The sequence below is a fragment of the Paenibacillus aurantiacus genome (assembly GCF_042431225.1).
GTDB classification, from domain to species: domain Bacteria; phylum Bacillota; class Bacilli; order Paenibacillales; family Paenibacillaceae; genus Paenibacillus_Z; species Paenibacillus_Z aurantiacus.
In genome coordinates this window covers 171,342-189,322 of record NZ_JBHMDO010000024.1, presented here as the reverse complement: position 1 = coordinate 189,322, position 17,981 = coordinate 171,342, and the positions used below count along the sequence as shown (strand labels likewise).

The 17,981-nt window shown below is 57.5% G+C and carries 18 protein-coding genes; 12 read left to right on the top strand and 6 right to left on the bottom strand.

Annotated elements, in window-relative coordinates:
* Nucleotides 1–119: 119 nt before the first annotated feature.
* The 3 genes from tatC to ACFFSY_RS15315 all read right to left on the bottom strand — a co-directional run bounded on the left by tatC (nucleotide 120) and on the right by ACFFSY_RS15315 (nucleotide 2,812).
* Nucleotides 120–863: a twin-arginine translocase subunit TatC gene (gene tatC, locus ACFFSY_RS15325; protein WP_377495440.1), complete on the bottom strand. Its 744-nt coding sequence runs from the start codon at nucleotides 861–863 to the stop codon at nucleotides 120–122.
* A 1-nt stretch (nucleotide 864) separates the two neighbouring features.
* Nucleotides 865–1,077, bottom strand: coding sequence for a twin-arginine translocase TatA/TatE family subunit (gene tatA, locus ACFFSY_RS15320; RefSeq protein ID WP_377495437.1), 213 nt, complete (start codon nucleotides 1,075–1,077; stop codon nucleotides 865–867).
* A 109-nt stretch (nucleotides 1,078–1,186) separates the two neighbouring features.
* Nucleotides 1,187–2,812, bottom strand: a complete 1,626-nt coding sequence (locus tag ACFFSY_RS15315; RefSeq protein ID WP_377495581.1) for a PhoX family protein — start codon at nucleotides 2,810–2,812, stop codon at nucleotides 1,187–1,189.
* A gap of 273 nt (nucleotides 2,813–3,085) precedes the next feature.
* On the opposite strand from ACFFSY_RS15315, the gene hemE reads away from it, so the two are divergent.
* The 3 genes from hemE to hemG all read left to right on the top strand — a co-directional run bounded on the left by hemE (nucleotide 3,086) and on the right by hemG (nucleotide 6,626).
* Nucleotides 3,086–4,159, top strand: a complete 1,074-nt coding sequence (hemE, locus tag ACFFSY_RS15310; RefSeq protein WP_377495435.1) for a uroporphyrinogen decarboxylase — start codon at nucleotides 3,086–3,088, stop codon at nucleotides 4,157–4,159.
* Nucleotides 4,152–5,081 carry a ferrochelatase gene (gene hemH / locus ACFFSY_RS15305; protein ID WP_377495433.1) on the top strand — a complete coding sequence of 310 codons (930 nt, stop codon included), beginning with the start codon at nucleotides 4,152–4,154 and terminating at the stop codon, nucleotides 5,079–5,081. The genes hemE and hemH overlap by 8 nt, the downstream gene beginning before the upstream one ends.
* 69 nt (nucleotides 5,082–5,150) lie before the next feature.
* Entirely contained in the window at nucleotides 5,151–6,626 is a 1,476-nt protein-coding gene (gene hemG / locus ACFFSY_RS15300; RefSeq protein WP_377495431.1) for a protoporphyrinogen oxidase, read from the top strand.
* 103 nt (nucleotides 6,627–6,729) lie between these two features.
* Here the strand turns inward: hemG and ACFFSY_RS15295 are convergent, their stop codons facing one another.
* On the bottom strand, nucleotides 6,730–7,269 hold the full coding sequence (locus tag ACFFSY_RS15295; protein ID WP_377495429.1) for a phosphatidylglycerophosphatase A family protein: 540 nt from the start codon (nucleotides 7,267–7,269) through the stop codon (nucleotides 6,730–6,732).
* A gap of 148 nt (nucleotides 7,270–7,417) precedes the next feature.
* Here ACFFSY_RS15295 and ACFFSY_RS15290 point away from each other — a divergent pair, with 148 nt between their 5' ends.
* The 6 genes from ACFFSY_RS15290 (at nucleotide 7,418) to rdgB (ending at nucleotide 12,983) form a co-directional block, all read left to right on the top strand.
* A complete protein-coding gene (locus ACFFSY_RS15290; RefSeq protein WP_377495426.1) occupies nucleotides 7,418–8,533 on the top strand; it encodes a GerMN domain-containing protein in 1,116 nt (371 codons plus the stop codon).
* 286 nt (nucleotides 8,534–8,819) lie between these two features.
* On the top strand, nucleotides 8,820–9,827 hold the full coding sequence (locus ACFFSY_RS15285; RefSeq protein ID WP_377495578.1) for a methionine ABC transporter ATP-binding protein: 1,008 nt from the start codon (nucleotides 8,820–8,822) through the stop codon (nucleotides 9,825–9,827).
* Nucleotides 9,818–10,483, top strand: a complete 666-nt coding sequence (locus ACFFSY_RS15280) for a methionine ABC transporter permease (RefSeq protein ID WP_377495576.1) — start codon at nucleotides 9,818–9,820, stop codon at nucleotides 10,481–10,483. The genes ACFFSY_RS15285 and ACFFSY_RS15280 overlap by 10 nt, the downstream gene beginning before the upstream one ends.
* 45 nt (nucleotides 10,484–10,528) lie before the next feature.
* The gene (locus ACFFSY_RS15275; protein ID WP_377495424.1) at nucleotides 10,529–11,407 is read left to right on the top strand and encodes a MetQ/NlpA family ABC transporter substrate-binding protein; all 879 of its coding nucleotides are present in this window, start codon (nucleotides 10,529–10,531) and stop codon (nucleotides 11,405–11,407) included.
* Nucleotides 11,408–11,592: 185 nt separating this feature from the next.
* Nucleotides 11,593–12,339, top strand: coding sequence for a ribonuclease PH (gene rph / locus ACFFSY_RS15270; protein WP_377495422.1), 747 nt, complete (start codon nucleotides 11,593–11,595; stop codon nucleotides 12,337–12,339).
* Nucleotides 12,336–12,983: an RdgB/HAM1 family non-canonical purine NTP pyrophosphatase gene (gene rdgB / locus ACFFSY_RS15265; RefSeq protein WP_377495420.1), complete on the top strand. Its 648-nt coding sequence runs from the start codon at nucleotides 12,336–12,338 to the stop codon at nucleotides 12,981–12,983. The genes rph and rdgB overlap by 4 nt, the downstream gene beginning before the upstream one ends.
* Before the next feature lie 123 nt (nucleotides 12,984–13,106).
* Here rdgB and asnB read toward each other — a convergent pair whose 3' ends face one another.
* Nucleotides 13,107–14,951: an asparagine synthase (glutamine-hydrolyzing) gene (gene asnB, locus ACFFSY_RS15260; protein ID WP_377495418.1), complete on the bottom strand. Its 1,845-nt coding sequence runs from the start codon at nucleotides 14,949–14,951 to the stop codon at nucleotides 13,107–13,109.
* A gap of 160 nt (nucleotides 14,952–15,111) precedes the next feature.
* Here asnB and ACFFSY_RS15255 point away from each other — a divergent pair, with 160 nt between their 5' ends.
* The gene (locus ACFFSY_RS15255; RefSeq protein WP_377495416.1) at nucleotides 15,112–15,510 is read left to right on the top strand and encodes a hypothetical protein; all 399 of its coding nucleotides are present in this window, start codon (nucleotides 15,112–15,114) and stop codon (nucleotides 15,508–15,510) included.
* Nucleotides 15,507–15,890 carry a hypothetical protein gene (locus tag ACFFSY_RS15250; RefSeq protein ID WP_377495414.1) on the top strand — a complete coding sequence of 128 codons (384 nt, stop codon included), beginning with the start codon at nucleotides 15,507–15,509 and terminating at the stop codon, nucleotides 15,888–15,890. Before ACFFSY_RS15255 ends, ACFFSY_RS15250 begins: the two co-directional genes overlap by 4 nt.
* Before the next feature lie 212 nt (nucleotides 15,891–16,102).
* Here the strand turns inward: ACFFSY_RS15250 and ACFFSY_RS15245 are convergent, their stop codons facing one another.
* Nucleotides 16,103–17,008, bottom strand: coding sequence for an SDR family oxidoreductase (locus ACFFSY_RS15245; RefSeq protein WP_377495412.1), 906 nt, complete (start codon nucleotides 17,006–17,008; stop codon nucleotides 16,103–16,105).
* A gap of 184 nt (nucleotides 17,009–17,192) precedes the next feature.
* Between ACFFSY_RS15245 and ACFFSY_RS15240 the strand changes: the two genes are divergently transcribed.
* On the top strand, nucleotides 17,193–17,891 hold the full coding sequence (locus ACFFSY_RS15240; RefSeq protein ID WP_377495410.1) for an SDR family NAD(P)-dependent oxidoreductase: 699 nt from the start codon (nucleotides 17,193–17,195) through the stop codon (nucleotides 17,889–17,891).
* Nucleotides 17,892–17,981 lie beyond the last annotated feature (90 nt).

Sequence of the window (17,981 nt, the reverse complement as noted above, 5' to 3'; positions counted from 1 at the left end):
CAGATGGGGGTAATTCAGCGCATAACACAAAAAACCGCCGTTTCCGCTGCTTACAACGGATTGGCGGTTGAATGGATACGGGTCTGCGACAGGGAGTGCAAAGCTTGGACGGCTTGCGGCTACGACGAAGCCCCGGCTTGCCATTCGGACTGCGCGCGAAGCTGATTGCGGTAGACCAATTTCGAAATGCCGATGCTGATCTCGTACAGCAGGAAGAGCGGCACGATAACGAGAATATCCGACACGATGTCGGGCGGCGTGATCGAGATCGCGACAATCGCGAGAACGAAGTACGCGATTTTGCGCGCTTTGGCCAGCCGGTTCGGATTCAAAATGCCGATCTTGGTCAGGAACATGACGATGGCTGGCATCTCGAACAGTAATCCGAACGGCACGGTCATGTGGATCATGAACGAGAAATATTTCTGAGCCGTATACATGGCCAGAAACTCCTCGCCGGCCATCTCTTCCATGAACGAGAGCACCATCGGGAACAGAATGAAATACCCGAAGCAGATCCCTGCGACGAACAGCGCGCTTATTGCCGGAATGAACACATAGATGGTCCGGCTTGCGACAGGCGGCAGAGCAGGCTGGACGAATCGCCACGTCTGATAAGCGGCTACCGGCAGCGTGACGGTGATGCCGACGACCGCCGAGATGACCAAGTACACCCAGAGCACGTCCGACGGGCCGAGAATGACCAGCTTGTGATCGATGCCTCGGACGAGCCAGCCGTAGATGTCCCGCACATAGATGAAAGCGGCCGTCATGGAGACGAGGAACGCCGCGAGCGTCCGGATAATCCGCGACCGCAGCTCCCCCAAGTGGCCGACCAGGTTCAAGTCGTTCGGATTTGCCATTTTAAGACTTGGAAGCCGCCGTCTGCGCGGCTTTGTCTTTCTTTGCTTCCTCGTCTTCGTCGCTGCTTACGAGCCCGCGCGTCGCGCCCTTGAACTCGCTCAGCGTGCGGCCGAAGGCGCGGCCCAGTTCCGGCAATTTCGCCGGTCCGAAAATAATAAGCGCGATAATTAGAATCAAAATAAGTCCCGGAATACCAATGCTGCCAAACGGCATCGCTGTACATCTCCTTTAATCGCGCGGATGCGCGGCTTGTCCGGTCGGAAAGGCTCGCGCATCCGCGTCAATATGTGTAGTCGTTTAATATTCGAACTGTTCGTTAGCCTTACAGCTTAAAGCCGCTGATTGCGACGACGCCGCAGCGCGCGATTTTATCGCCCGAACGATGCGGCCACAGGCTGGTTGGCTTACTCAGGTCGGTTGTGTTCTCGCCCGGATGCTGCACGGAGAGGAAGAGCGTGCTTTCGTCCGGCGTGAAGAATGGGCCTGTCAGCTCGCTTTCGACTGGCGCGGAAGCGAATTGAAGCGCTTTGCCTTTGGCGCTGCCGCTCGTCGGGATGACGAACAGGCCGTTGTTCATGAACGATTTGTGCACGCCTTTATTTTGGCTGCTGCTGGAGATGTCGGTGACAACCCACAGATTGCCGTTGGAGTCGAAGGCCAGGTTGTCCGGCGAGCTGAAGCCGGATTGGCGGCCGCCTGCGGCGAAAATTTCGAAATCGAATTCCAGCGAGCCCAGATCGTTATTCGCTTCGAAAATCCGGGTAATATGCCCGTGGATGTTGCCGTGGTTATCGTTGTTGGTGTGTGCGATGAACACGGTATAGTCAAATGGCGAAATTTCGATGTCTTCCGGACGGTCAGTCGGGGTGCCGCCTACGAGCAGCGCAGCCTCCTGGCAATAGGTGACGACGTCGCCGAGTGACGCGAACTTCTTCTGCACGTCGGCTTTCTCCGCATACGTCTTGGATTTCTTGACTTCCTCCAGCGTAACCGGCGCCCACTTGCCCGTCTTCAGGTTGGCGACGTACAGCGTACCTTCTTCGAGCAGCGCGGAATTAGCGCGGCCGGCGGAGGCGTTGTATTTACCTTTGCTGATGAATTTGTAGACGCAGGCGTCTTTCTTATCGTCGCCCATGTAGACGACGACGCGGCCGTCAGCTGCCAGGCCCATCGCCGTGTTCTCATGGTTGAAGCGGCCGAGCGCCGTATGCTTTTTCAGGAACGTCTTGTCGAAAGGATCGATCTCGACGACCCAGCCGTAGTGCGTGTCCGTCAGTTTGGATGCCGCAGCCGTCTCGGAGAAATTCTCCTCGCAGGACAGCACCGTGTTCCATAGGGTAACGCCGCCGGAGCAGTTGGCGAACGTGCCTTGAACCGTTGAAGCGTTCTTCAGCGCCGCGATGCCTGCCGCCGGTCCCGTCAATTGGAACATCGTATAGCCGTTAATGCGTCGGGCATATGCCGAAGTCGGGTCAAGCTTCCATGTGCCGTCTGCGTCGCGGTACACTTCGGTGACGGACATGCCTTGGTTATAGAGGTTGCTATGTAATTGCTCGGCGGTCATGGCGTCGCCTACAGGACCCAATTGAAAGATGGTCGTGTACTCGTGGTTCGTGACGAGCAGGCCGCGCGTGCTGGAGTCCTTGATCGGGAAGAACGCATTGTAGTCGGCACCGGAACCGAACTTCTCGCCAGATGGGTTGATGACGTCGCCGTACGCCGCTACTACGTCGTATTTAAAGTTTTTCGGCACGATCAGCTTGTCCTCTTTGGAAGGTTGGATCGGGTCGAAATAGCCGCTGACTTTATTCGTCTTGAAGCCGAACAGGTGGTTGGCGTTGCCCGTCGCGGCGGATGCTTTGCCTTCCAACGTGCCCAGACCCGCGGATGCGACGGCTAGCGCGGCAGCGCCCGTGCCCAGATAGGAAAGAAACGTTTTACGGTCCATGTTGTTGCTCAAGAAATTCACTCCTTAGCGTAATAGTAGCCTCATGAACAAGCGTACAAGCCCATTGTTAATGGAGCGTCACGCATTGTTAAGTGAACGTCATGTAAACTTGGAGAATTTGTAAATAACTTCCGCTTCAATTAAGGGAGTTGCGAAAGCGAACATATATTTGTCATATGATTGTCAACGAAAGCCGGATGGCAGCGGTTGTTACGTCCAACCAAAAAGGGCATAATGGAAACGAAGGGAATACGAGAGAAATGGGGAACGACCATGAGTTACAACGACCGTTTCATCCGGGCGTGCCGGAAGGAATCCGTCGATCGCTTGCCCGTCTGGTATATGCGACAAGCAGGGCGCTATGATCCCGACTACCGCAAAATAAAAGAGAAATATTCGCTGCTCGAGATTTGCCGTCAGCCCGAATTGGCAGCCGAGGTGACGATGATGCCGATCCGCAAGCTCGGCGTCGACGCGGCGATTTTGTATTCCGATATTATGAACCCGGTCGCATCGATCGGCATCGACTTCGACATCGTGCCGAATATCGGCCCGGTTATTGACAATCCGATCCGCTCGGCGGCCGATGTGGAGCGCCTGAAGCCGATCGACGTCGAAGGCGACCTTAGCCACGTGCTGGAGACAATCCGCATTCTGGACCGGGAGCTGGACGTGCCGCTCATTACGTTCGCGGGCGCGCCGTTCACGATCGCGTCCTATTTGATCGAAGGCCGTCCGTCCAAGTCTTATATCCGGACGAAGTCGCTCATGTATGGCGATCCGAAGGTTTGGTTCCAGCTCATGGACAAACTCGGCGACATGGTCATCGCTTATCTGCGCGCGCACATGGCAGCGGGCGGTAAGGCGTTCCAGCTGTTCGACAGTTGGGTCGGCGCGTTGTCCCCGGCGGATTTTCAGAAGTTTGTCCTGCCGACAATCGAGCGCATTTTCGACGAACTGTCCGATCTGCCGCAGCCGAAGATCTACTTCCCTGGCGTCGCTTCCGGCGAGCTGCTGCCGACGCTTGGCCGTTTGAAAGCCGACGTCATCGGACTGGACTGGCGCGTGCCGATCGCGGAAGGCAGACGCCGCCTTGGCGGCAAGTACGCCGTGCAAGGCAATCTGGACCCTTACGTCCTGACTGCGCCGATGGATGTCGTCGAGTCTTACGCCCGTTCGATTATCGACGAAGGCATCCAAGAGCCTGGCTTCGTGTTCAACCTGGGCCACGGCTTGTTCCCTGAAGCTTCGCTGGACAAGCTCCGCGAGCTGACCGCATTCATTCACCGTTATTCGGCCGAGGCGATCGCCGAGCGCCAGCAGAAGGAGGCATCATCCCATGTCTAACGATCAAATCGCCGTCCTCGTCATGTCATACGGAACACCGGAGAGCATGGACGACGTCGAGGCGTATTACACGCACATCCGCCGCGGGAATCCGCCGACGCCGGAGCTGCTCGCCGAGCTGAAGGACCGCTACGAAGCGGTAGCCGGCGGCGTATTCCCGCTGCGCGAGAACACGAACCGCCAAGTCGAGGCGCTCCAGCAGACGCTGGACGAGCTTGCCCCTGGCCGCTTCGTCTGCTATCAAGGCTTGAAACATGCGCGTCCTTACATCGAAGACGGCGTGGAGTCGATCGCGAAGGGCGGTTTCAAACGAGCGGTCGGCATCGTGCTCGCACCGCATTATTCCGTCATGAGCGTCGGCGGCTACAACAAGCGCGCGAAGGAAAAGGCGGCAGAGCTAGGGATCGAGATGACGTGCGTGGATAGCTATCACCTGCATCCGAAGCTCGTCGACGCGCTAGTCGACCGTGTCGTCACGAAGCTGGCCGCGTTCGACCGCAGCCGCCCGCTGAAAGTGCTGTTCAGCGCGCACAGCCTGCCGGTTCGCATTCGCGAGCTGGGGGACCCGTACGAGCAGCAGCTGCAGGAGACATCCGATGCGGTCGCCAAGAAAGCCGGCGTGCAGGATTGGGAATTCACGTGGCAGAGCGCCGGGCGCACGCACGAGCCGTGGCTTGGTCCGGACATCCTCGATACGATGAAGGAGCTGTCGGAGAAAGGCTACAAGCAGGTGCTATCCGCGCCGATCGGTTTCGTCTCCGATCATTTGGAAGTGCTGTACGATCTGGACATCGAAGCGAAGGCGCTGGCGGAAGAGATCGGCGTCCACTTCGAGCGCATCGCGATGCTGAACACGGACCGTTTCTATATGGAGACATTAGCCGAGACGATTATTGCGCAGCTTGAGGCGCAAGGCGCCTAATAATGTTTGCGGCCGTGCGGCCGCAAGCGGTCAAGCAAAGATATAGAGAGCTTATAGGAGATGAAGTTTATGCGGAGAAACGGAGAACCTGATCGGATTGTCGTCGTCGGCGGCGGGATCAGCGGACTGAGCTCCGCTTTTTATTTGCTGAGGGAAGCCAAGCGACGGGGCCTCGATATCCGCGTGACGATCGTAGAGACGATGGATCGCGTCGGCGGCAAAATTAACACCTTGCACCGTGACGGGTTCGTCATCGAGCGAGGTCCGGATTCCTTCTTGGCACGTAAAAAGCCGATAATCGATTTGGCACTGGAGCTCGGCATCGAGCAGCAGCTGACGGGTACGAATCCGGCGGCGAAGAAAACGTACATTTTGCACCGTCGTAAGCTTCATTCGATGCCGCAGGGACTCGTGCTCGGCATTCCGACGGAGATCGCCCAGTTCGCGAAGACGCGCCTGCTTACTTTCGGCGCGAAGATGCGGGCGATGCTTGACTTCGTCAAGCCCGCGCGAAAGGCGGACGGCGATGAGTCGCTAGGCAATTTCCTGTCGCGCAGGCTGGGACGAGAAGTGATGGAGCGGGTGGCCGAGCCGCTGCTTGCCGGCATTTATGCGGGCGACTTGAACACGTTGAGTCTGCAGGCGACATTCCCGCAGTTCGGCGCGGCGGAGCGCAAGCACGGCAGCCTCATTCGCGGCATGCGGGCGAACAAAGGCAAGACGCCGGCAATCGCTGCGAACGCTTCGGAGCTGCCGTCATCCGCGCGCACGGCTTTCCTGACATTCAAGGGGGGGCTGGCGACGATGGTGAATGCGCTCGAACGATCGCTCGCAGCCGATGGAACAGAATTCAAGCTGGGCGCCAAGGTCGTCGGGATCGAGAAGGTAGCTGAACCCGACTCAGGGTTCGAGGAGCAATGCGGCTACCGCGTTCTGCTGGACTGCGGAGAAGCGATAGAGGCGAACGGCGTCGTCATCACAACGCCGGCGTTCCATGCTGCGTCGCTGCTGGAGCCGTATGTGAACGTCGATGCGATAAGTGCGGTCAATTACGTCTCGGTCGCGAATGTCGTCATGGCCTTCGATAGAGCGACGCTCGGATATCAGTTCGACGGGTCGGGCTTCGTCATTCCCCGCTCGGAAGGAACGACGATCACGGCTTGCACGTGGACATCGTCCAAGTGGCTGCATTCCGCTCCAGACGATAAAGTGCTGCTGCGCTGCTACGTCGGCAGGGCAGGAGAAGAAGCGGTCGTGGACTTGCCGGACGAGCAGTTGAAAGAAGCGGTTCGCGCGGATATTCGCTCGATCATGGGCATTACGGCCGAGCCGTTGTTCACGGAGATTACGCGGCTGCATCAATCCATGCCGCAATATCCGGTCGGCCATCTGGAGCGTACCGCGCAGCTGCGCGGGGAGATGGCGAAGACGCTGCCCGGCGTATGGGTGACGGGAGCGGCATTCGACGGCGTCGGACTGCCGGATTGTATCCGTCAAGGTAAAGAGGCGGCGTCCAGCCTGCTGGATGCCACCCGCGTCACCTGAGGCATAGCCGGTTCGCGCGTTATCAGGACAAATAAAGAGGGCAGAGCGGAAGTCGTACACAAGCGACTTCTTCTCTGCCCTCTTTACTTTTGGGCCCGGCGGCTTAATCCAGCGGCGGCGTCGTGCGGCCTTCGCGTTCAGCCTGCTTACGGTGGGCGATGCGGCTGCTCGCCGACGCGGCGATCGCGCCGACGATGTCGTCAAGGAAGGTGTGACATTGCGCGTCTTCTTTGTCGTTCAGCTTCTTCAGAATGCCGGGCTTCAGCTTGTCGACGTAGCCAAAGTTCGTGAATCCGATGCTGCCGTAGACATTGACGATCGACAGCGCGAGAATTTCATCGCAGCCATATAGTCCCTCGTCGTTCTCGATCATCTCTTGCAGCGGGGAGAGCAGCTTGCCTTCCTCGGCGAGGAGGTCGAGCTGGATGCCGGTCAGTACCGCGTTCTGCACCTCGCGCTTGGAGAGGACGGCGTCGACGTTGTTGGCGCATTCTTCGATCGTCAAGTCCGGGAAGTAATCCTTCTGCAGGAATAATACCAGCTCGGCGATCTGTTCGCGCGTCACGCCGCGTTTGGCCAGCCAATCTTTCGTCGCGGCAGCGACGCTTTCGCTATTTAAGCTATACAGTTTGGACTTGGACATCGATTGCACCCCTTGACTCGAATTAGTGGGACAAAACAACTGGTCTAATTGTTCGGACGGGCTCGTATACATAGTACTACAAAAGGAGACTTGTACCAAATATACGCCAGTTCAATCCGCAACATCAAAAAAGGGAGGAACTATCGAGATGACTCACTATCGCGTACTTCGCAAGGCGGCGCTGGCCGGCGTGTTGGCCCTGCCGATTCTAACGGCTGGATGCGGGCTGTTCTCCGAGCAAGCGAGCCAACAGATCGACCCGCCGCAAAATTCTGAGCAGACGAGCAGTACGGGCGCAACCAACGCGGCAGGCGCCGTGACGCCGACCGCGCAGAACGGTACGACCGCAACCCCATCCGCGGACGCGGGCGGCGAAGCGGTCGCGGAAGGACAGACGCAGATGACGGTGTATTTGCGTGATCAGAACCAGCTGCTCGCGCCGGTCACCGTGCTGGCGACGCTCGGGGCGGAGGAGACGGCCGGTCAGCGGGCGCTTGAGCTCATGGTACAAGGCGGGGCGAACGAGAGCGAGCTTCCCGCCGGCTTCGAAGCGGTGCTGCCGGCCGGCACGGCGGTGAACAAGCTTGATGTCATCGCCGATCAGAAGAAAGCCGTCGTCGATTTCAATAAGGCATTCGGCAACTACGCAGCCACGGATGAGAGACGTATTGTGGAAGCGGTCACTTGGACGCTCACCAGCTTGCCGGGCATCGATAAGGTCGAGCTGTCTATGGACGGTGTCAAGCTGGGCGAGATGCCAGTGGATGGCTATCCGCTCGACGAAGCGCTGACGCGCGCGGTCGGCATTAACTTGGAGACGGCGGAGGGTGTAGATTACAGCCAATCGACGCCGGTGACGCTCTACTTCTCTTCGGTCACGCCGAACGACGAGCCCTACTACGTACCGGTAACGCGCCTGATCAACCGGACCGACAATAAAGCGAAGGCGGCGATCGAACAGCTTATCGCGGGTCCTTCTAATTTGAAGAGCTTGACGCCAGTCGCAACGCCGGACATTCAGGTTAAGGACGTCAAAAAGGAGAAGGATTACGTCACGATCGATCTGAAAGACGAGGCTTACCAGGACGGTCAGGCCATGCCGGCTCAAATGTTGAAAGCGGTCGTGCTTGCGCTCGCGGAGAATACAGGCTACGCCAAAGTGAAAATTACGGTGAACGGCAGCGCCTCGGTCATCGACACCGAGAACAATTCATACAGTGAACCAGTGGACAAACCGGTCTACGTGAACACCATTAAGTCCTAATTGTGACAAAGAAAAGGCAAAGCCCGCACTTCCTCGCGAAGTGGGGCTTTTTTTGTTACAATAGTTATTTTTTGTCATTGACGTAATGATGTGAGGTTGTTAAAATTGCTCATATCCGTGTAACTGGATAGGAATAATATGTAAACCTCTGCAATCGAATATTGTATCCTTACTCCTGGCTGCTGACGCCGGGATTCATAGAGCAAACCTTTTAAAAGAAGCACAAGAGGGTATTATACGTGGTAACAGGACTTTTCGCAATACTTTTGGGCAGGAGGGCATTAATCTGATAGAACTAGCAAGTATTACCAAAATGTATCAGGTCGGCAAACAATCGGTCGAAGCAATCAGCGATATCGATCTGACCGTGCGCAAAGGCGAGATATTCGGCATCATCGGCCATTCCGGAGCGGGTAAGAGCACGCTGCTCCGCTGCGTCAATTTGCTGGAGCGGCCGACTTCCGGCTCGGTCAAGGTGGCTGGCGTCGAATTGACCGCGCTCAGCGACCGGCAGCTGCAGAAGGAGCGCCGCAAGATCGGTATGATCTTCCAGCACTTTAACTTGCTCTCGATGGCAACGGTGAAGGAGAATATCGCGTTCCCGCTGCAGCTTGCGAAGCTGCCGAAGGCCGAGATTGCAAGCCGCGTGAACGAGCTGCTCCAATTGGTCGGGCTCGAGCATCACGGGGACAAGTACCCCGCGCAGCTCTCCGGCGGACAGAAGCAGCGGGTCGGCATCGCGCGCGCGCTCGCGAACAATCCGGATGTACTCCTCTGCGACGAGGCGACTTCGGCGCTCGATCCGCAGACGACGAGCGCCATCCTTGCGCTGCTGCTCGACATTAACCAGAAGCTCGGCATCACAATTTTGCTGATCACCCACGAGATGCAGGTTATCCGTTCGATTTGCGACCGTGTCGCGGTAATCGACGGCGGCACGATCGTCGAGATGGGCGACGTTATCGACGTGTTCCTGAAGCCGCAGCATCCGGTGACGCAGGACTTTGTCGACGAGGCGGCCGAATCGCATTCGGACATCCGTCAGCTGCTGAGCGCACGTCAGGGTCGCATTTTCCGGGTCCATTATGTAGGTAACGTCACGTACGAGCCTATCTTGTACAATGCGGTGAAGGCATTCGGCGTGCAGGTGGCGATTTTGCAGGGGACGATTTCCCGGATGAAGCAAACTCCATACGGCGAACTTATCGTGGAATTTATCGGCGCAAGCTTGGAGATTGACGGCATTCTGGCGCAGCTGCGCCAGGACGGCTTGAATGTGGAGGAATTGACATGAGCTTTGAAAACGTACGCCCGGACGAGATTTGGGAGGCGACCAAAGATACGCTGACGATGACGGCGTGGTCGCTCGTCTTTACGATCGTGCTCGGATTCTTCCTCGGACTTGTGCTGTTTCTTACGTCGCGCCGTCAATTACTGCAGCAGTCCGCTGTATACGGTGTGCTCTCGTTCATCGTCAATATCGTCCGTTCCGTGCCGTTCGTTATTCTCATGATTTCGATCATGCCGTTAACGAAGGCGATCACCGGGACGACATTCGGCGTAGCGGGCACCATTCCGCCGCTTATCGTCGGCGCGGCGCCGTTCTTCGCCCGTCTGGTCGAGACGGCGCTGCGCGAAGTCGACCGAGGCGTCATTGAGGCGGCTGTGGCGATGGGCGCTTCGAAATCGGACATCGTATTCCGCGTGCTCATGCGCGAAGCGCGTCCGGGATTGTTCGCGGCGGTGACCGTTACCGCGGTAACGCTCGTCTCCTATACGGCGATGTCGGGTGTCATCGGAGGCGGCGGTCTGGGCGATTTGGCCCTTCGTTACGGCTATCAGCGGTTCCAGACTGACGTCATGTTCGTTACGGTCGCGCTGCTAGTAATATTGGTTCAACTCCTTCAGATGGCTGGCGACCTGCTCGTGCGACGCTATAGCCGCAAGTAGGATTCATGGACATAGAGAAGCAATGATAATTAGGAGGGAAATGGAATGAGAAAGATTAGTTTGATTCTGCTTACGCTGGTGCTTGCGGTCGTCGTATCCGCATGCGGCGCGAAAAACAATGACGGCGGCAACAACGCGGCGACGGGCAATGGCGGCGCAGCGACGAACAATGCGGCCGAGAACAATACGGCGGCGACGACGGAAGAAGTGACGCTGAAGGTTGGCGCTTCCCCGGTGCCGCACGCGGAAATTCTGAAGCATATCGCCCCGGCGCTTAAAGAGCAAGGCATCAACCTGGAAGTCGTCGAGTTCACGGACTATGTGCAGCCGAACGTGCAGCTGTACGAGAAAGCGATCGACGCGAACTTCTTCCAACACGTGCCTTACCTGGACCAATTCAACAAAGACAAAGGCTATGACCTGGTCAGCGTTGGTACCGTGCATGTCGAGCCGTTCGGCGGCTATTCGAAGAAATTGAAAAGCGTTGACGAGCTGAAGGAAGGCGCGAAAGTCGTCATCCCGAACGACCCGTCCAACGCGGGCCGCGCGCTTGCGCTGCTGGAGAAGCAAGGCGTGATCAAGCTGAAGGCGGGCGTAGGCGTTGCCGGCACGGTAGCCGACATCGAAGAGAACCCGAAGAAGCTTGAAATCACGGAAGTCGAAGCCGCGATGCTGCCGCGTCTGCTGGACGAAGTCGACCTTGCGTTGATCAACACGAACTATGCGCTCGAAGCGAAGCTCGTGCCAACGACGGACGCGCTGTTCCTTGAGGACAAAGAGTCCCCGTACGCGAATATTCTCGCCGCTCGTCCGGACAACAAGGATTCCGACGCGATCAAGAAGCTGATGGCCGCGCTCCAAACGGACGACGTGAAGAAGTTCATTGAAGATACGTACAAAGGCGCGATCGTGCCTGCGTTCTAAGTTGGACCTATCATTCGCCTTACGAAGAACATGTCCGAACCGCACAAGCGGCCGGTCATGTTCTTTTTTTCGCCTTGACCCGGAGGCAAGATGATTTTCGCTGTCGGCTTTGGTAAAATAGGGTGGATTAGCGGGAAGGTTAGTCGCTCCCGCTTAAGCATGAAGGACGGAGGATTACGCTAACGATGAGAACCGACGGAAGACAATGGGACGAGCTGCGGCCCGTTACCATGACGATGAACCCCAACAAGTACGCGGAAGGCTCGGTGCTGATCGAATTCGGCGATACGAAGGTGCTGTGCACGGCTTCGGTTGAAGAGCGCGTGCCTCCATTCATGAAAGGGCAAGGCAAAGGCTGGATCACGGCCGAATATTCGATGCTGCCTCGGGCCACGCAAGTTCGCAACCAGCGCGAATCGGCCAAGGGCAAGCTGACGGGCCGCACGATGGAGATCCAGCGGCTGATCGGTCGGGCGCTTCGCTCGGTCGTCGATTTGCAGGCGCTTGGGGAACGGACGATCACGATCGATTGTGACGTCATCCAGGCGGACGGGGGCACGAGAACGACATCGATTACCGGCGCGTTCGTTGCGCTAGCGCTGGCCGTACATAAACTGAGCAAAAACCATGAATTCGCGAAATACCCCATTTCCGATTATCTGGCATCGGTTAGCGTAGGTGTCGTAGGCGGCAAGACGCTGCTCGACTTGAACTACGAGGAAGATTCCAAGGCGAGAGTAGATATGAACGTCGTCATGACCGGGGACCGCAAGTTCGTCGAAATTCAAGGCACCGGCGAAGAGGCGCCGTTCTCGCGAACGGAGCTGAACGAGCTGCTCGGCGCGGCGGAGAGCGGCATTCTTGAATTGATCGCCAAGCAGAAGGCGGTTCTTGGGCTGTTCGGCAACCGGATCGGGACGGCGAACGCATGAGGTCCGGAGATACGGTCGTCGTCGCGACGAAGAACGCCGGCAAAGTGCGCGAGTTCGCCCATGCCTTCGCGAAGCTGGGGATGGACGTTGTCAGCATGTTCGATTATCCGAATTTGCCGGACGTCGAGGAAGACGGCCTTACGTTCGCCGAGAATGCCCGCAAGAAGGCGAAGGCAGTCGGCGACGCGCTTGGACAGCCGGTGTTGGCGGATGACTCGGGTCTAGAGGTTGTGCGCCTTCAAGGGGAACCGGGCGTCTACTCCGCGCGATACTCCGGCGAAAGCGCGACCGATGCGTCGAACAACGCGAAGCTGCTGGAAGAATTGAAGAAGCTGGACGCTGGCGGCGTCGAGAGGTTCCAGACGCTTGAGGACGGCACGGAGCTGCTCAGCGAAGCGCGATTCGTCTGCGCGCTCGCGTTGTACGATCCGAAGGACGGGACGTTCGCAGAGGCCGAAGGCTACGTGGCGGGCGATATTATGAGCAAACCGCGAGGCGAAGGCGGGTTCGGTTACGACCCGTTGTTCTGGCTTGTCTCGCACCATCGATCCATGGCGGAGCTGACGAAGGATGAGAAGCAGGCGATCAGCCACCGTGGCCGCGCGCTGGCGCGTCTGCTCGAGCAGCTGAAGAGCGCGGAATAACGGAAGAGGCGGCAATGCTGAATACTTGCATATGCTTTGCTGCCAATGAACAACTAACCCGCAAGCAAACCCGGTATGGGCGTGCTTGCGGGTTTTTGTCATACCCTGTTTGTTAGCCGCTAATTAGCGAATCGTTACGTTATACTCACGCAGCCATATATCGATCTGCAGCAAATAGGCGAACAGCTGCGGGCCGCTCATCAGCTGGCCGAACCACGGCAGATTGGAGCTTGCTTCGTCGGAAGCGGCGATTTCGCGGATTTTCGCTACGTTAATCAATGGCAGCAGCGGCGAAGTGCCTTCGTCCAAGATCTCCAAGACCTTGGAGCGGGTGGCGTTCAAATAATTCGGGTTATGCGTTTTTGGATAAGGGCTCTTCTTCCGGTACAGCACGTCGTCCGGGAGGACGCCTTCCATCGCCATACGAAGAATGCCTTTCTCCCGGTCCCCTGCGGTTTTGATCTCCCATGGAATATTGAATACATAATCGACAAGGCGATGATCGCAGAACGGGACGCGCACCTCTAGCCCTGCCCCCATGCTCATGCGATCTTTGCGGTCTAGCAGCGTAGGCATGAAGCGCGTGATGTTCAAGTACGACATAACGCGCATCTTGGCCGCCGCTTCGTCTTCGCCCGCAAGCTTAGGCACTTCCGCGATGGCGTCGCTATAGCGGTCGCCGATATATTCCAGCGGCCGAATCCAAGCGGCCACGTCTTCAGACAATAGACTAGCACGCATATTCGAGGCGAGCGACCACGGGAATGTGGCGGCGTTCAGCGACTCTTCGCGGTGGAACCAAGGATAACCGCCGAAAATTTCATCTGCCGCCTCACCGGAGATCGCGACCGTCACATGCTGCTTAATCGCTTCGCAGAACAGCAGCAGCGACGAATCCACGTCCGCCATGCCCGGCAGATCGCGGGCATGCAGAGCGGCTCGCAGCGCGCCGTAGATGTCCGGCGTATCGAATTTGAACGTGTGATGCTCGGTGCCCAAGTATTGGTTCATCCGCTCGATCCACGGCGCGTCCGCGTTCGGCTGGAACGCATGAGCTTTGAAATGTTTGTCGTTATCGACGAAATCGACGGAGAATGTCTTGAACTTCCCTTTCCCGCTCTGTTCGTAATGCCGGACGGCCAGCGTCGTCAGAATGCTCGAGTCGAGTCCGCCGGAGAGCAGCGTGCCAAGCGGCACGTCGGAGATGAGCTGTCTTTCGACCGTATCGATCAGTAGATCCCGCACGGATTTGGCTGTTTCTTGGACGGTTTCCGTATGCGGGCGGCTCTCTAGCTTCCAGTAGTGCGAGACCGAGACGCCCGAGCGGGTGACGGTCGCGCATTGGCCAGGGAGCAGCTCGCCGAGATCCCGATATACGCCTTGGCCGGGCGTACGCGCGGGGCCGACGATGAAAATTTCGGCCAAGCCTTCCGGCCCGACTTCGGGACGAATAGCAGGATGGGCGAGAAGCGCCTTCGGCTCGGATCCGAAGATGAATCGGCCGAGCTGCTTGGCGATGAACAGCGGCTTAACGCCGAGACGGTCGCGAGCCAGGAACAAGTGCTGCTCACGTGTATCCCAGATCGCGAACGCGAAGATGCCGTTGAACCGCTCAACGCACGAGCGGCCCCATTCCATGTAGGCGACGAGCAGTACCTCGGTATCGCAGTTGGTCGTGAACGACCGTCCGCGTCCTTCGAGTTCCCGCTTCAATTCGGGAGCGTTATACAGCTCGCCATTATATACGATGACGTACGTATCATCGCCGGAGGCACGTACCATGGGCTGCGCGCCGTTGGCCGGGTCCATGACGGATAGACGACGGTGCCCCAGCGCCACGTGCGGAGATATCCACGTGCCGGTGGCGTCGGGACCTCGAAAGGCGAGCGTATCGGTCATTTTCTCTAGAGTTGCGTATTGTAAAGTCAAATCCTCGTTCCAATCGATCCAGCCCGTAAATCCACACATTGGTTCTCATTCCTCTCTGGCCTTTGGCTTCTGCCTTGGAAATGGGCGTTAGAAACAGCGGTATTAGAATGGGTATGCGACAAAAAAGGATAAAATGTCTGTCCCCCGGGGGATGCTAATCAAGGATGAAGATGCCAGGCATAGAGGAGCGTGGAAGACGATGTACGACCGTCAGGAGGATAATGTCCGAGACGAGGAAGCGGTGATGCCGCACGCGGACCGGGCGCTGGAGCGCAAGACTTATTATGTATCCGTTCAGGCGGGCTCCGTGCTGGAAGACCCCGAGGTAGCGTCCTTCGAGCTGGAGATCCGCGCGAACGAGGACGAACTTGACCGCCTGGAGGAACTGTTCGACGATCTGGCGACGGAGGACGAAGCAGAGGTGGTCCATTTTCACAAGCACCCTTACGGCTCCGCGGATACAGATCATTTGAGCGACGGAGTCGATTCGATACTTGTCCAGATTTACAAGCTGCTGTACGACCTGGGAACCCCCGAAACCCGCGTGCATATTGCCAAAATGGGTTTGTTCAAGGTGAATGAAGGTTATCTGTCATGATTGAAACGCTCCAGGTCAAGGGCGCACGCGTCAGAGGCGCGGTTGACAGGGATGGCGCGCGCTCCGCGCTGGTGGAAGTCGACACGGAAGCGTACGGTACGGGCGGTCTCCTTGCCTTTTTCGGACCGTCGGCCGACGACGAACGCGAGTTCGAGATGAACGCGATCGTGCATAACGATGCGTCGCGTGATATCGACTGGTTCGATAACAGCAATCATCTCGCATATGAAGACGTGAGCGTCGGCCTGTTCGAGGCGGCGTCCATGAAGACGGACTGGGGACAGCGCGAAGCGTTCGAAGAACAGGTGCTGTCGACAGCTGGAGTGAAAGAATCAATCGCCCAATTAGGCATTGCAGGGCGTTTTGCGACGGGAGTTTAATTTGAATGCGGAGGATAGGAAGGCGGCGAATGCGCATTACGCACTATTGCCGTTTCTTTGGGGCCGCGAGATACGGCGCGAGCTTCGGCTGAAAAACCAAAAGAGCCATCCTAAAAGGTGGCTCTTTTGCCTGTTTCGGCGCCATGTTACCATGCCGCTCGGTATTCATTTCGCATATACTGGAGTTTCGATAACGCTCAGGTATCCGCCGCTTACCCGTTGACGACTTCTCCGCCGTTAATATGAATGACTTGTCCGCTCATATAGGACGAGTCGCCGCAGCCGAGGTAAACATACGCCGGAGCAAGTTCGTCCGGTTGTCCGACGCGTCCGAGCGGGGTGTCGGCGCCGAATTTGGCGACTTGCTGCTCGTCGAACGTCGACGGGATGAGCGGCGTCCAAATCGGGCCAGGCGCTACCGCATTGACGCGGATCCCTTGCGTGGCGACGTTCTGGGACAGCGCACGGGTGAACGACACGACCGCGCCTTTCGTTGACGAGTAATCAAGCAGCGTCGGGTTGCCCTTGTACGCGGTGATGGAAGCGGTATTAATAATAGAAGCTCCCGCCTGCAAATGCGGGATTGCTGCCTGCGTGATATAGAACATGCCAAATACGTTCGTGCGGAACGTGCGTTCGAGCTGTTCGGGCGTGATTTGCTCAAGCTTCTGCTGCGGGTGCTGTTCAGCCGCGTTGTTGACGACGATATCGAGCTTGCCGAACTGCTGGACCGTCTTCGCTACGGCTTGTTTGGCGAAAGCGGGGTCGCCAATATCGCCAGGAATGAGCAGACATTGGACGCCTTTTTCCTCGACGAGGCGCTTCGTCTCTTCCGCATCGCCGTGTTCGTTCAAATACACGATCGCGACGTTGGCGCCTTCTTTCGCATAGGCGATCGCCACGGCTCGTCCAATGCCGCTGTCGCCGCCAGTGATGATGGCTGCTTTCCCTTTAAGTTTGCCTGCCGCCAAGTACGCGGAGGAGTCGAAGAGCGGTCTTGGCGTCATCTCGGACTCTATTCCGGGCTGCTGATTCTGGTGCTGAGGCGGAAGCGTTGTCGGGCGCTGCGGGCCGTCCGCCGGTTGCGGAACGGGTTGCTTCTGGTTTTGTTCGGTCATTGCCAAACACTCCTTTCAATGCCATAGCATTTCGAGTTCGCGCGCATTTTACGCATTGGTATTCAAAGTCATATAACCGCTGGGGCTTTGATATAACCATCCCAAGGTGATCGGTGCATTAGAAAATTACGAATGAAAGCGCTATACTATAGAAGGAATATTGTAACGTCAGGAGGAGTTGGGGATGAAAATCGCGATCACAGGCGCAAGCCGAGGACTTGGCTTCGAGCTTGCGGCGGCCGCGGCCATGCGCGGACACACGGTATATGCGGGCATTCGGAATATGGGGGATGCGAGCCGATATGGGGAACTGGATCCGCAAGTGAGAGACCGAATTATTCCGATCGAGCTGAACGTCGCTAGCCGGGAGTCGATTGCCTCGTTCGCCGGCGTCCTTGCTTCTCGCGAAGAGACGCTTGATGGGATAGTGAACAACGCTGCGATTCTGCTTGGGCGGGAGGATGGAATCGAATCGCTCGATCCGGACGCGCTAAGCGCTTCCTTAACGACCAATCTCGTCGGCCCCGTACTCATCGCGCAAGCGCTGATGCCGCTGCTTCGCGGAGCTAAGATGCCTTCGATATTGAACATATCGTCCGAGGCAGGCGCGTACGCATCGGTGTATGCCGGAGATTATCCATATGGCCTTTCGAAGTCGGCGCTTACCTACTTCACAGAGAAACTTCGGATGGAGCTGGGTCCGCAAGGGTTCCAGGTGCTCGCCATTCATCCGGGTTGGATCCGCACGGATATGGGCGGTGAACAAGCGCCGGGCGATCCTTCCGCGACGGCCTCGTCGATCATCGGTCTGCTTGAACGGGCAAGACCGCTGCAGGTGAAGCGAGGTTTTGTAGATGCCCGAGGACAAGAATTGCCAATATAAGCAGACGGCTCTTATTTACGATTTCTTTACTTTACGGCAAACTGGACAGGTGGTACGATCGGTCGAAGCCCTGGGCGAGTTAGTCCGGGC

Bases quoted from the DNA above. Each gene is read 5' to 3' on its own strand.
- tatC (WP_377495440.1), bottom strand. From the start codon at position 863: ATGGCAAATCCGAACGACTTGAACCTGGTCGGCCACTTGGGGGAGCTG.
- tatA (WP_377495437.1), bottom strand. From the start codon at position 1,077: ATGCCGTTTGGCAGCATTGGTATTCCGGGACTTATTTTGATTCTAATT.
- ACFFSY_RS15315 (WP_377495581.1), bottom strand. From the start codon at position 2,812: ATGGACCGTAAAACGTTTCTTTCCTATCTGGGCACGGGCGCTGCCGCG.
- hemE (WP_377495435.1), top strand. From the start codon at position 3,086: ATGAGTTACAACGACCGTTTCATCCGGGCGTGCCGGAAGGAATCCGTC.
- hemH (WP_377495433.1), top strand. From the start codon at position 4,152: ATGTCTAACGATCAAATCGCCGTCCTCGTCATGTCATACGGAACACCG.
- hemG (WP_377495431.1), top strand. From the start codon at position 5,151: ATGCGGAGAAACGGAGAACCTGATCGGATTGTCGTCGTCGGCGGCGGG.
- ACFFSY_RS15295 (WP_377495429.1), bottom strand. From the start codon at position 7,269: ATGTCCAAGTCCAAACTGTATAGCTTAAATAGCGAAAGCGTCGCTGCC.
- ACFFSY_RS15290 (WP_377495426.1), top strand. From the start codon at position 7,418: ATGACTCACTATCGCGTACTTCGCAAGGCGGCGCTGGCCGGCGTGTTG.
- ACFFSY_RS15275 (WP_377495424.1), top strand. From the start codon at position 10,529: ATGAGAAAGATTAGTTTGATTCTGCTTACGCTGGTGCTTGCGGTCGTC.
- rph (WP_377495422.1), top strand. From the start codon at position 11,593: ATGAGAACCGACGGAAGACAATGGGACGAGCTGCGGCCCGTTACCATG.
- rdgB (WP_377495420.1), top strand. From the start codon at position 12,336: ATGAGGTCCGGAGATACGGTCGTCGTCGCGACGAAGAACGCCGGCAAA.
- asnB (WP_377495418.1), bottom strand. From the start codon at position 14,951: ATGTGTGGATTTACGGGCTGGATCGATTGGAACGAGGATTTGACTTTA.
- ACFFSY_RS15255 (WP_377495416.1), top strand. From the start codon at position 15,112: ATGTACGACCGTCAGGAGGATAATGTCCGAGACGAGGAAGCGGTGATG.
- ACFFSY_RS15250 (WP_377495414.1), top strand. From the start codon at position 15,507: ATGATTGAAACGCTCCAGGTCAAGGGCGCACGCGTCAGAGGCGCGGTT.
- ACFFSY_RS15245 (WP_377495412.1), bottom strand. From the start codon at position 17,008: ATGACCGAACAAAACCAGAAGCAACCCGTTCCGCAACCGGCGGACGGC.
- ACFFSY_RS15240 (WP_377495410.1), top strand. From the start codon at position 17,193: ATGAAAATCGCGATCACAGGCGCAAGCCGAGGACTTGGCTTCGAGCTT.